Origin of the sequence: Vibrio sp. N418, assembly GCF_000222565.1 — a bacterium.
Taxonomy (GTDB): Bacteria; Pseudomonadota; Gammaproteobacteria; order Enterobacterales; family Vibrionaceae; genus Vibrio; species Vibrio scophthalmi.
In genome coordinates, this window is record NZ_AFWD01000095.1 from 43,035 (window position 1) to 55,099 (window position 12,065).

Here is a 12,065-nt window from a genome sequence, read left to right on the forward strand (position 1 = left end):
AAGTAGAGGCAGTCTTGATTAATAGGATAAGCACTGATGCTCTCCATATTTAAAACCTTTTTCTGGCTTGGCTGGATCAGCTTCGGCGGCCCTGCGGCCCATATTGGCTACTTTCGCCAAACCTTCGTCGAAAAACTTAACTGGCTCGATGACAGTGAGTACGCGCAAATAGTGGCGCTCAGCCAATTCCTACCAGGCCCTGGTTCAAGCCAAGTTGGCTTTGCTATCGGCTACAAGCGGGGTGGACTATTAGGCGCTTGTGCGGCATTTATTGGCTTTACCCTTCCATCGGTATTGATCATGGTATTGCTGGCAGTCGTCTCAAGCCAAGTTACCGAAACGACTGCCTTTCAAAGCATCGTACATGGCCTAAAATTACTGGCTGTGGTGGTCGTTGCCGATGCAACCTGGGGGATGTATAAGAATTTTTGCAAAGGCACACTGTCCGTGAGTTTATGCTTGATGACAGCCATTGCACTACTCATCATGCCAAGCATCGCCACACAAATGATTGTCTTGGTGCTTGCGGCACTGATTGGCACAAAATACCTTAAAGGTGAAACGCCTTGCGAACCACGCCCCTTTAAACCGAGCATTGCGCCTTTAGCGCTTTTTGTTGTGCTGCTACTCGGGTTGCCACTGTTCACACACTTAGCACCAACCCTTGGCCTATTTAATGACTTCTTCCAAGCGGGTAGCTTAGTCTTTGGTGGCGGTCATGTCGTCCTGCCACTACTGCAAAATATTGTCGGCGACCAACTCAGCCAAGATGCCTTTTTAACTGGCTATGCTGCCGCACAAGCCGTGCCTGGGCCAATGTTTACCTTTGCCACTTACATTGGGTATGAGCTACAACCTAATGCGCCAATTGTCGGTGCTCTAGTGGCAACCGTTGCGGTTTTTCTTCCGGGCTTCTTATTGCTGCTGGGGGTATTGAAAAACTGGCAATCATTGGCGCAAAAGCCACAAGTGGCTGGCGCAGTCAGCGGTGTCAATGCGGCCGTGGTAGGCTTACTGGTTTCAGCTCTCTATCAACCCGTATTTACCAGTGCGGTCAATGCTCCATTAGATGTCGCATTGATACTGGTCGGTTTCTTCCTGCTAAAACAGTTGAAACTGCCAATTATCTGGATGGTTATTGCCTTTATCGTAGCGGGTTTTGCCACCAGCTTTGTCCCATAACGACAATAAACTCTAGAACGATGGACAATAAAAAGCGCTGAATGTGATGACATTCAGCGCTTTTGCTTTCTGATCCAGCTAACTCTATTTTCCAGCCACAATATCAACGCGACGATTAGCTTTGCGCCCTTCAGCGGTTGAATTCGTTTTGATCGGAACGACCTCCCCCTTGGAGACGGTTGCTAGTGACTCCTTTTTCATCTGCTTTGCAATAAGGTAGTCATTGACACTGTCTGCACGGCGCATACCCAAAGCAAAATTATACTCATGGCTACCGACGTTGTCCGTGTGTCCCTCAAGAATAAGATCTTGTTCGCTCGCGCCCATTTTTTTTACTATCGTATCAAGTACATACTTTGATTCTTGTGTGAGCATCGACTTATCAAAGGCAAAATAGACACGCGCAACTAGCTCACCAGAATTGTATGACTCAATATTACTTTTCGACATCAAATACTCTGCGCAATCAGGATCAATCCCGGCTTTCAATAACTCTTGGATGATCATCTGCTCAGTTAATTGGTAATCGCTACCACGTTCCAATTGCATAAAAGGCCCTTGAACTAACAAGACTTCTTTTGCCGGTCCAAAACGAATGTCTTGTTGTTCATTTAGATCGGGTTTAGCGCAATAACGAATGATTTCCTGACCTTCCGCAGCCACCGCAAGAGAAATTGGACTACATAAAAGTGTCATAATGGTGCATAACATCGCTCGTTGCATGTGACCTCTCCTTTATTATTAATCTGCTAATTCAAAGATCAGCTGTTATTTTAGATGACCAATTTCTTCACTAATCAGCTCCAAAATTTTATTTAAAATTTCATCTTTGTTTTCCGCTTTAAAAACATTTTCAACACCCGCACAGTTTTGTAGCCCTGTATTACCAGAAACGTTGTAATCAAAACCAATCACAGCGATACGCGATGAAACTGGGTCACCATTGCTCGCGGTGAGGCCATCAAGATGTTCTCGAATTTCGTCACACATTTGATATGTTCCACCATATAAGGTTGATGAAATGGTTTTGTGCGTCACGCCATTAGTTGAACCAACATCATTACCATCGGACAAAATAACAATTAAACGACGCGGATTAGTCCCTAAATTGGCCAACTGGGCACCACGGATCAATCCCTGTGCCGAAGAGGTATAACCACTTGGAGTAAATGTAGCGATTTTGGTATTGAATGGGGTAAAACTAGCTGTAGGTAAAATATCCTCTATAACGGCGTTATATGTTCCTGAATTTACACATCCCTGCTTCTCAATAAACACTCGATTTACCGTTTTTCGATAAGCCAAATTACCATTATTTCTGTACTCGAGCTGATCGACGAAACACGTCGTTCCTGCGCCATCGCCATTTACTAATTTAACGTAATTATTAAACCCAACGAATGCGACCGTATTATCATCCGCGTTAACTAAGTCATTGAACTTTTGAAGTTCATCAGTCACCGATTCAATCACATCAATCAAATCAAGATATTTGGCTTGAGAACCTCCAGACCAACCATTTCCCATTGACCCAGAAAAATCTGAGACGAAAACAACGTCAACCGCACTGTTTTGATATTTGCGCGCATTAGACTGTCCAGATACATCATAAGTGCCATCAAAACTGTCAAGATTACCGGAGAAAAAGCCTGTGTGTGCGGTGGTCGCGGTGACTCGGTATTCAAAAAAACGCGGCTCACCAACCGCCAAGCCTGATACACAATCGGGGATTTGATCGCAACTGAGCTTTTGGATACTTAAACTATCAACCTCATCCATATTGGTCATATATTGTTCGATATAAGCATTGGCAATCGCTTGATTCACTGCGCTCCCTTGCCCGGAACCATCATCAACATTATCGTCATTGCGCGCGGCAACCGCGAGGCTTGCGGCCTCTAAACCATCTTGTAAGCGCGCTTTGTCTTGTAGCATTTTTGCACCATCTGTCGCTAAGCTAAAAAGACCAAATAATGCCGGAACCAATAGAGTGAACAGAATTGCCGCATGCCCACTCTGTTTAGAAAGTGATGTGTACATACCTTACCTTCCTATCACTACTGAACTAGAAGAAACCATGTTAAAACCGTTGTCTAATAGGCCATCAACCAAATTATCCGTCGAATAACACAGCGTGACTCGATATAAAGCTGCTTCTCGCCCCCAAGATGTCACAACTGACAGGCTATTTCGCAAGTCACCTAGCGTTTGTTCTAATTCGCAGTTTTGCTGCCCTCTGCGTAGTGTAACTAACGGATTAGGCGTTTGATCAGCGGCATAGGTTTGCTCTTCTATGACCATGCCAAAGCGTCCGTCTTGATACGATGCGGTCGTTCTGTCCAATGAACCACTCAACACATCAAAAACCATGTTTGCATCGGCCGCGGTCGTTAAGTAGTCTTCATCAAATAACTGAGTTCGTTCTTTAATTAGGCTAGTGGCAGAATAAGAGAGACGATCGAGTTTCCCCTTCATCGATAACTTAGCAATCGCATCACCTGCAAACATAAAAAGAATGCCCAAGAATACGCCAACAAACGCAAACTCAATCGCAAATACGCCGCTTTGCTTAGATTTCAAATTTATCTCTTTCATACTCTTGCACCACGATAACTTCACGACCAAAAATTGTCGTGTCGTCAATGAAATAACCAAAAATACTATCGAAATCGTAACTAATGTAATAAATCGCGATAGCAGCATCATCAGCGACGCCGCATTCAGCCGTTTGTGAGGCGTCACCTGGCAAGCAGACGGCATCAACCAGTTGCAACTCATTCATATCTGCGACATAGCGAACCGAAGCTTTGAACTTACTTTTATCAACCAGCCCACTCCAAACACTGTCACTGTTCTCGAGTTGTTCGTAAAAGCTATCGATATAATCCTGAGTATCTTTCTTCGCTGAGCGAGAAGCTTCGGCTATCGCAAGATCGTTGACCGCAGAAATATAAGACATAAAACTCAATTCAGCCCATGCAGCAACCATTAGCCAAAAAGCGAAGAAGCCTAAGGCAAACTCAATGGTGACGACACCTTTCTGTTTTTTTTTCATTACTGCCTCCTAGTGCATCGCGCCTTTATTCAGAGAGGAAGGCGTTGAGGAGGCGAGAAGTTCTTCGGTACTTGCCATGGATACCAAACGAAGCCCAATGAAAAGGTCTTCAATCTCTTGGTTGGTATAACGAGTGGAATATAACGCTTTAAATTGGTCGTACTTACCTGATTTTGCATAAGCTAAGGCAAGATTTGATACGATCTTCGCGTCATAATTTCCCGATTGATATATAGGCTCCAATCGTGAAATCGCCAATCCATAGTCTTCGAGCAGGAGGTCAATAACGGCGAGATTATTTTTAATGGTTACATCATCGAAAAAGTGTTTTCGCGCTAAGTAAAAATATCGCCATGCATTATTAATATCTCGCTGCGATGCATACGCCATCCCCAAAAGATTTTCCACTTCTGGGTAATTATCCCTAGCTTCTAACGCTTCTAAGCCAGCAGCAATGGTCGCTTCCATATTGCCTTTGGCGAATTCGATTTGTGCTTTTAAGTATAGTCCGTCAGGTGAAAACTGAGAGTTATTTGATAAGGTATTAAAGTAAAAATCAGCCGAATCTAAATCCTGAGCATCAAGATAGGCTTCAACTAACTTTAACCGCACTCTTTCATCCTCATCCTGCTTTAAATGCTCTTTGTAATAGCTAATCAGCTTTCCCTGATCGCCCGTTTTCTCTAACACAGACTCTTTCGCTGAAAAGCTGGCCAAGTTGGCTTGTTTCTCTATTGAGTCCGGAGTTGCCATACACCCCTGTAAGAAAAAAATCATCAACAAAGAAATAATCCATCCTCTACTCATGTCTCACTCCTTAGCCGGCCATCAATCGCATAATGCCAGGTGCGGTAATCAAAATAACAATCGGCAACATAATTAATAGAATTAGTGGAATCGACATTTTTGCCGACAATTTACCTATCTTTTCTTCTAGAGATAGCATCTGTATTTCACGAATATCGATCGCCAATGTCGTCAACACGGTATAGATAGAAGAACCATATTGGAGACTTTGGTTTAGTGTCATAACAAAACTGCGTATCTCTGCTGTTGGTACTCGCACATACAATTCTTCTAATGATTGCTCTAACCCGACAATCTTGGCTCGTTCATTAGTTTTATTGAGCATATGTGCAATATCACGGTCAAATCCGACCATTTCTTTGGCTAAATACCCCATTGCAGCTTCGATTGTCATCCCCGTTTGCACACACACACCCATCAGATCCAATAAGTAAGGCAATCGTTCAGACAATTTGCGTTGTAAGTTCTGCTTGCGCCAAGACAGGTAAAAATCTGGACCGATTAAACACAGTACTAACCAAGTACAGCCATAGAGCAATATTTTGCTCATAGCCAATTCAACCTGAATGGCATAAAAACCAATAGCGAAAAAACCGACAATCAAAGCGCCATATTTAATGGGGAATAGCCATTTCACAAACTTTGAATCATAGATCCCCGCAGCGACCATTTTGGCATGTACATCACTTTCAGAGAGCGAAACGAACTTACCAACTAACTGATTGAAATTTTGCAATATAGTTTGAGCACGCTGTTTTTTACTGTATTGCAGGCCAAAGTTGCTAAATCTGTTTTGTCGCGCAACCTTTAAGTACAGACTATAAAAAATCACCGATACGGCTATAACCAAACACCACACCATCAAAATAATTCGAGCGGTCGTGGTATCTAAAAGCGCCATAATCTCAGCCATTAGCGAACCCCTCTCATAAGCATCCAGATGATCAGCATGCCAATCGTTTCACTCGCGAGCATGTAATACAAAATGGGGCGCCCTGCATCAGTAAACATGACAAAATCATAATTCGCTGGGCTCATACTTTGCATGATGAAAAGAAAGATAAACGGAATAGCCGCAACAATTTTTGCTGACATACGAGCTTCAGATGTGAGGGCGTATTTCTTTTTATCGATTGAGCGAGCATCAAACATCAAACGATTTAAACGAGTAATGACATCTTTCAGTTGCCCACCACGATGCATATTGGCACGCAAGGTAATCACAAAAAAATGAAACGAGGCGTAAGGGAAACGACGACAGGACTTCCTAAGAACATCGTCTGTACTCTCGCCTAGCTGAAGTCGCTCACCCATCAAGCGAAATTCAGTGCCGACATCACCATCCAAAGACTTACCGACATACATAATGGCGTGCATAATGCTTTCGCCTGATGAAACCGCACTGGCCAGCATATTGAGTGCATCCGGAAAAGACTCTTCAAACATCTCCCGTTCGCGTTTTTGCAACCACATATAAATAAACGTTAGACCAATCACTTCAACAATCAGTGCAATGAGATAAACGTTGCCACGGAAAAAACGGTTATTAATTTCAACCGCTGCAAAAAAAAGTAGCACCATCACGGCAATAATTTTTATATAGGAAAAACGTCCGATCTGTTTATGCAGATTCGTCCATTTTTCTAGTAGCATTTGCTGCCAAGTTCGGTCAGAAAGAGATTTCAAGTCGACCGCCTGGCCACCACTGCTGGTCATATTATTCACCAAGACCGTGCGATTGAACTCTTCCAAATAAGTTGTTTTTTTCTTTGGCTCAAACAGCCAAGCTAATATCAACAAAACACCAAAACCAACCAAGGCAAAATAGATCATCGCACATTCTCCATTTTAAAGATGGAATCTAGCTGCGATTCAAGGCCAAAGAAGCGAGCTTTCTCAACCAATACCGAACGTTTCATCAAACCAGCCGTCACAAAGTTGCCGCGTACTTTCTTCGCATTCTTTTCACTCAACTCTGGCTCAAAACGGAAAATTTCTTCAAGAACCACGCTATCACCTTCTAATCCAACGACTTCGGTGATGTTCATGACTTTACGGCTACCATCATGTAACCGGCTAATTTGAATGATGATATCGACAGCACTCACGATGGTGCGACGAATCGCTTCAAGCGGTAGGTTATTCGTTGCCATCATCACCATCGCTTCGACCCTCGCGAGTGCATCTCTAGGCGAGTTCGCATGTAACGTCGACATTGAACCATCATGACCTGTATTCATAGCCTGCAACATTTCGAACGCTTCACTACCACGACACTCACCAACAATAATGCGGTCTGGTCGCATTCGCAGAGCATTGATCACTAAGTCTCGCTGATGGACTGCTCCCGTATGCTCAATACCAGCTGTGCGCGTTTCCAGTCGTACCACATGGGGTTGAAGCAAACGCAGCTCCGCAGCATCCTCGATGGTAACGATTCGTTCGGCTTCTGAGATATATTGAGAGAGAGCATTAAGCATGGTGGTTTTACCAGACCCCGTACCACCAGAAATCAGAATATTGAGTCGGCAGCGAGCGGCAATCATCATAATCTTAGACATTTCGGCACTCATCGCGCCAAACTCGACTAACTGATTAAGGTCAATGGCTTGTTTTCTAAATTTACGAATAGAGATAGAAGTGCCGTCAATGGCTATTGGTGCGATGACAATATTGACACGACTACCATCGGGCAATCGGGCATCACACATTGGTTGGGATTCATCCACTCGGCGTCCCACCCGTCCAGCAATACGCTTTGCGATATCAAGCAATTGATTTTCATCAACAAAGCTCACTGAACATGGTTCAACAAGCCCATGACGTTCAACAAAGACATTTTCATGACCATTAATCATGATGTCGGTAATCTCTTCATCATCCATTAAGGTTTGCAATGGCCCCAAACCTTGTAATTCATCAACCAAATTTTTGACAAAGTCATTGCGTAAAACGGCAGGAACAGGCAATTGTTCCTTTTCGATCAGCATACTGATCGCTTGTGAAAGCTGTTCAGTAAGCTGCTGAGCATTCAGTCGATTAATCACTTCTGGATCAAGCGCATCGAATATCTGTTTACGTATCCCTTTATAAATTTCTTTCGCTCCTTGCATGCTCTAAGACCCCCACTTAAATGGGAAGGCTGAACCATTTTTTGCCTCCTCCCCAAAGATGAGTGCTGCTAGGTTATATAGAGCTTTCGCAGGCTGCCCTCGAAGATCGCTGATGCGCTGTTTATCAAGAATCTTAGCATCCAATTTTTTAACATAAGGAATGACAATATCAACAGGCCTGCACAAGAACTCTTCCACCTCATCACGTGTTACCGTTGCATTCGCTTCTGGAGCGTTATAATTCAACACAATAATCACGCGCAAAGGCGTTCCTTTGGTTTCTGCTTCACTTTTAATGTCTTTGTTGATACGGGCCGCTTCGCGTAAGGATGAAATCGAAGCTGAGATCACCAAAATAACGCAGTCAGACATATCAACGAGATCTTGTGAAGAAAAGACCATCTCTGCGGTTGAGGAGAGGTCCTCTAAAATAAAGTTGGTATCTTCTGAAACGAAAGCCGCCACATTTTTGGTGTAATCCTTAAGATCGGTATTGGCGATATCTTCTGAGGTGAGAGACAAGATAGATAAATTTTTGCTCTGTTTTTTCAACAAACTCTGCGAAGAGGTAAAATCTAAGTTGGATGCCAATGAACCCGCACGTATTTCACGCTTCTTAAATTTTTCAATTCCCATCATGATATCTAGGTTGCCGCCGCGATAGCAGTTATCGACCACCACACAAGAAGCATTGCGCTTTTCAGCCAAAATGTAACTCATCTCGGCACAAATCATCGTAGCGCCAACCCCTCCCTTACAGCCGACAAAACTCACCAATTTGGCGCGTCGATTCTTACTGATCCCGCGATTACCAAGCCGGTTATCATTGACGCTCAAGACAAAATCAATCAGTTCGTTTTTATTGATCGGCCAAAACAAATAATAGATACCCATCGATTTAAGCTTACGAATGGTAGAGATACAATCTTCGCTGCCAATCACCACGACTGACGCACTATTGGGCATTAGATGACTCAACCGTTCAGCATCTTTAGCCACATCATCGCTTTTGTTCAGCTCTAAGATAATCACTTCAATAGATTCAGAACGTGTATGTTCAGAGACTTTATCATCAGCTAACGCATAGAATGCAGGCTGCTCTAATCCTTCAAAACGATAAGCCTCAGTAATCAGTTGCTTGCATTCTTCCGTTTGAAAAAAAGCGACGGAATCGATGTGACGAGCGTCTCTCGGTGTCCCCAATTCTTTACTTTTTAGAATATCGACTAGATCAAACATGCGAGCTCCTTCTACTGATCTTTTTCATTGGTAAGAAGCATATTCTCTGGGTGAACCATGCTCTGCCAACGGGCACTTTCGGAGTAACAACCTTCAGGGTGCACACCAAACTCACCGACTCTTGGGTAGTCACAAATGTTAGCAATCACTTTATAATTGGTGGCACGAATAGATAGGTCGAAATGGTTGCTCTCACTATTGCTTACCGACACCATCTTAATCATGTCGTCACTAATCCCTTGTTTTTGCAACTGTTTAGCTAGCTTCATCGCTAAACTTTTTCCTTTACGAGAATACCAATCAATATGAATGGTTTGCACCGAGAGTACGTCCCAATGTTGATCAACGTACGCTTGCAGTTGCTGCCATGCTTGCTGTTCTTTCTTATCTTTGATCGTCAAATGGTAAGCATTGGTGATCGGCACTATTTGTAACTCAGCCCCTTCACGCTCTTTGATGATCTCCGCGCACCCCAGCAAACTAACGACCAACACTGTAGAAAGGTAAACTTTACTTATTGCTGTTTTCATTGCTTAAACCCTCCCGTTGAAAGCACCTCATTCACAGAAGTCTCGGCAGCTTTTGGATAACCATCACCTATTTTGAAAAAACGCTCCAAATTAGATGTTTTTTGCATCGTAGGCAGTTGTATTTGTGAAGGGTGAATAGGTTGAACAAGATTAACGGTCGCAACAATAACCAGCTCGGTTTTGGTTCGCTCGGTGGCAGTATTGCGGAATAACGCACCTAAAATAGGAATATCACCGATATAAGGAATGCGACGTAACGTCTCCCTATCTTCGGTACTTAATAAACCACCAAGAATAAAACTCTGGCCATCTCCCAGCTCTACCGTGGTTCTAGCTCGACGGGTCTTTAACGCGGGTAAGTCGTAATTTTCGTTTTCATATTGGTTATCTAATGCACTCACTTCTGGCATCATCGACAACTTTATCCGTTCATCGCTGAGCACTTTCGCCATTAACTCGAGGCGAACACCATACTCGCGGTATTCTACGTCTGTGGCGCCATCAATTACGGTCACAACGGGGATTTCACCACCAGCAAGAAAACTGGCCGTTTCGCCCGAAATGACAGATAAATTAGGTTCAGCCAAAACCTGCCCTACACTGTCATCACCAATCGCCGTGATCACAGAAACAATATCACTCGCACTAAAACTGGTTAATTGATCGATAAACACGCCTGGAGCGCTCGTCCCAATCTGAATACCAAATTCTTCCAGAAAACTATGCGTCACTTCGGCAATGGTCAACTTCACATTAACCTGCTTTGTTGTGACGACATCAATATTGTTAACCACACCTTCAAAACGGTAGCGACGCATAAATTGCATCTCGTAAATCTGATCGCCTAAATCCCAATTTACGTTGGTAATTTCGACGTCTTTACCAAGTAACTCCCCCGCTAAACGATAGATTTGTTCACGAATTTCATCAGAAGAAACGGTGCCGCTGAGTACCGCTTGCTCACCAAGGTTATAAATAGAAACATCACTATCAGGGAACCGTAGCTGAATTTGCTGCTGTATGTGCACCAAGCTTTTATTCACAACTAATTTGCGCGAAATGAGCGTTTTACCTTCTTTATCGAAAACCATAAAAGAGGCATTACCAATGGAGCGGCCAAAGAAAACCACTTTGTTATTATCAATCACTTGATAATCAGCGATCTCGGGATCAGAGACGAAAACAGAACCAATTTCGACTTCAGTTTGTATAGATTGTGCATCGCCTTCTGAGAGATTCACAATGCGTGCGGCATGTACTGATATGCTAATGGGGACTAATAGAAGGCATAGCAATAATTGATATCCTTTTCTCATGTCTCCCTCCACTATTTGTTTTTGTTATTTTATCGTTGCTTCACCAGCGCGAAACTCAACGATAGCTCTATAGTCAGGCAGTACATCTCCTGAGTTTGCTTGAAGTTCTGAAGCCTCTTGTAGCCCAAGTGATTTGTGCACTTCTAACTGAGCTATATTTTTGGCAATCGCTAATTTTGCGACTTGTTTTTGAGTTAACTCTAAAATAAGCGTAACCGTGGTTACGGACTTATTCCGCCCATCTTGATGGGTTTCCTGACTCACTTTAATCACTTTGACAGCCATTAAAACAGGTGACACAGAAACCGTTTGATAACTTGTCACGGTATCTTCATTGGCTAAATTTTGTTGTTCAGAAGAAAGGGCAACGACGTCCACCAAAGTGCCATGAGTAATCAATCCACCTATAATATCGGTTGGATTTACCGCAATAGCATATGGCACCTTGTCCGCATCAATAACGGCATTTATGTAACCTGCGTCTTCAGGAGAAATAAGCGTTGATGCTGTGATATATTCCCCAGCAGGAATATCTTGCATTGCGACTCCACCTTTAGGCAGATTAAGCGGTTGAGACGTGTCAATCCCCATTTGCAACGCTTGAGCCTCTGGAATACGCTGAATTTCTAGCGATGCTTTCGTCACCGCCTCTCCTTTTAAAATCTCTTTTGCTACGACATATACAGAAGAAAGCTCTGGCTCATTAACCGCACTGCCAGCTGCCACTTCAGCATTTTTTGCAAAATACTGACTTGATAGACCATATAAACCTGCGCCAATAGCAATTAATGCAATAGGCACAAGGACTTTAAATTTCATAAGA

The 12,065-nt window shown here is 43.3% G+C and carries 13 protein-coding genes; 1 reads left to right on the plus strand and 12 read right to left on the minus strand.

Going from position 1 to position 12,065, the window contains the following annotated elements:
* Positions 1 to 36 precede the first annotated feature (36 nt).
* Complete coding sequence (gene chrA, locus RH86_RS18395; RefSeq protein WP_009387917.1) at positions 37 to 1,182, plus strand: chromate efflux transporter; 1,146 nt, start codon at positions 37 to 39, stop codon at positions 1,180 to 1,182.
* An 84-nt stretch (positions 1,183 to 1,266) separates the two neighbouring features.
* On the opposite strand, the gene RH86_RS18400 is transcribed toward chrA, so the two are convergent.
* The 12 genes from RH86_RS18400 to cpaB are packed head-to-tail and all read right to left on the minus strand — an operon-like array spanning position 1,267 to position 12,061.
* Positions 1,267 to 1,905 (minus strand): OmpA family protein, encoded by a 639-nt coding sequence (locus RH86_RS18400; RefSeq protein WP_009387918.1) that lies wholly within the window; start codon positions 1,903 to 1,905, stop codon positions 1,267 to 1,269.
* 45 nt (positions 1,906 to 1,950) lie between these two features.
* On the minus strand, positions 1,951 to 3,222 hold the full coding sequence (locus tag RH86_RS18405) for a TadE/TadG family type IV pilus assembly protein (RefSeq protein WP_009387919.1): 1,272 nt from the start codon (positions 3,220 to 3,222) through the stop codon (positions 1,951 to 1,953).
* A 3-nt stretch (positions 3,223 to 3,225) separates the two neighbouring features.
* Positions 3,226 to 3,762: a tight adherence pilus pseudopilin TadF gene (gene tadF / locus RH86_RS18410; RefSeq protein WP_263053216.1), complete on the minus strand. Its 537-nt coding sequence runs from the start codon at positions 3,760 to 3,762 to the stop codon at positions 3,226 to 3,228.
* Positions 3,752 to 4,237, minus strand: a complete 486-nt coding sequence (locus RH86_RS18415) for a TadE/TadG family type IV pilus assembly protein (RefSeq protein WP_009387921.1) — start codon at positions 4,235 to 4,237, stop codon at positions 3,752 to 3,754. The genes tadF and RH86_RS18415 overlap by 11 nt, the downstream gene beginning before the upstream one ends.
* A 9-nt stretch (positions 4,238 to 4,246) precedes the next feature.
* Entirely contained in the window at positions 4,247 to 5,044 is a 798-nt protein-coding gene (locus RH86_RS18420; protein ID WP_009387922.1) for a tetratricopeptide repeat protein, read from the minus strand.
* Between the two features lie 10 nt (positions 5,045 to 5,054).
* Entirely contained in the window at positions 5,055 to 5,957 is a 903-nt protein-coding gene (locus RH86_RS18425) for a type II secretion system F family protein (protein ID WP_009387923.1), read from the minus strand.
* Positions 5,957 to 6,877, minus strand: a complete 921-nt coding sequence (locus RH86_RS18430) for a type II secretion system F family protein (protein WP_009387924.1) — start codon at positions 6,875 to 6,877, stop codon at positions 5,957 to 5,959. Before RH86_RS18430 ends, RH86_RS18425 begins: the two co-directional genes overlap by 1 nt.
* Positions 6,874 to 8,157: a CpaF family protein gene (locus tag RH86_RS18435; protein ID WP_009387925.1), complete on the minus strand. Its 1,284-nt coding sequence runs from the start codon at positions 8,155 to 8,157 to the stop codon at positions 6,874 to 6,876. Before RH86_RS18435 ends, RH86_RS18430 begins: the two co-directional genes overlap by 4 nt.
* A gap of 3 nt (positions 8,158 to 8,160) precedes the next feature.
* Positions 8,161 to 9,396, minus strand: coding sequence for a CpaE family protein (locus RH86_RS18440; RefSeq protein WP_009387926.1), 1,236 nt, complete (start codon positions 9,394 to 9,396; stop codon positions 8,161 to 8,163).
* A gap of 11 nt (positions 9,397 to 9,407) precedes the next feature.
* Positions 9,408 to 9,926, minus strand: coding sequence for a hypothetical protein (locus RH86_RS18445; RefSeq protein ID WP_009387927.1), 519 nt, complete (start codon positions 9,924 to 9,926; stop codon positions 9,408 to 9,410).
* A complete protein-coding gene (locus RH86_RS18450) occupies positions 9,923 to 11,242 on the minus strand; it encodes a type II and III secretion system protein family protein (protein WP_009387928.1) in 1,320 nt (439 codons plus the stop codon). Before RH86_RS18450 ends, RH86_RS18445 begins: the two co-directional genes overlap by 4 nt.
* A gap of 24 nt (positions 11,243 to 11,266) precedes the next feature.
* Entirely contained in the window at positions 11,267 to 12,061 is a 795-nt protein-coding gene (gene cpaB / locus RH86_RS18455) for a Flp pilus assembly protein CpaB (protein WP_009387929.1), read from the minus strand.
* Positions 12,062 to 12,065: the final 4 nt, after the last annotated feature.

Coding starts and splice junctions, on each gene's coding strand:
- chrA (WP_009387917.1), top strand. CDS start 37: ATGCTCTCCATATTTAAAACCTTTTTCTGGCTTGGCTGGATCAGCTTC.
- RH86_RS18400 (WP_009387918.1), bottom strand. CDS start 1,905: ATGCAACGAGCGATGTTATGCACCATTATGACACTTTTATGTAGTCCA.
- RH86_RS18405 (WP_009387919.1), bottom strand. CDS start 3,222: ATGTACACATCACTTTCTAAACAGAGTGGGCATGCGGCAATTCTGTTC.
- RH86_RS18415 (WP_009387921.1), bottom strand. CDS start 4,237: ATGAAAAAAAAACAGAAAGGTGTCGTCACCATTGAGTTTGCCTTAGGC.
- RH86_RS18420 (WP_009387922.1), bottom strand. CDS start 5,044: ATGAGTAGAGGATGGATTATTTCTTTGTTGATGATTTTTTTCTTACAG.
- RH86_RS18425 (WP_009387923.1), bottom strand. CDS start 5,957: ATGGCTGAGATTATGGCGCTTTTAGATACCACGACCGCTCGAATTATT.
- RH86_RS18430 (WP_009387924.1), bottom strand. CDS start 6,877: ATGATCTATTTTGCCTTGGTTGGTTTTGGTGTTTTGTTGATATTAGCT.
- RH86_RS18435 (WP_009387925.1), bottom strand. CDS start 8,157: ATGCAAGGAGCGAAAGAAATTTATAAAGGGATACGTAAACAGATATTC.
- RH86_RS18440 (WP_009387926.1), bottom strand. CDS start 9,396: ATGTTTGATCTAGTCGATATTCTAAAAAGTAAAGAATTGGGGACACCG.
- RH86_RS18445 (WP_009387927.1), bottom strand. CDS start 9,926: ATGAAAACAGCAATAAGTAAAGTTTACCTTTCTACAGTGTTGGTCGTT.
- RH86_RS18450 (WP_009387928.1), bottom strand. CDS start 11,242: ATGAGAAAAGGATATCAATTATTGCTATGCCTTCTATTAGTCCCCATT.
- cpaB (WP_009387929.1), bottom strand. CDS start 12,061: ATGAAATTTAAAGTCCTTGTGCCTATTGCATTAATTGCTATTGGCGCA.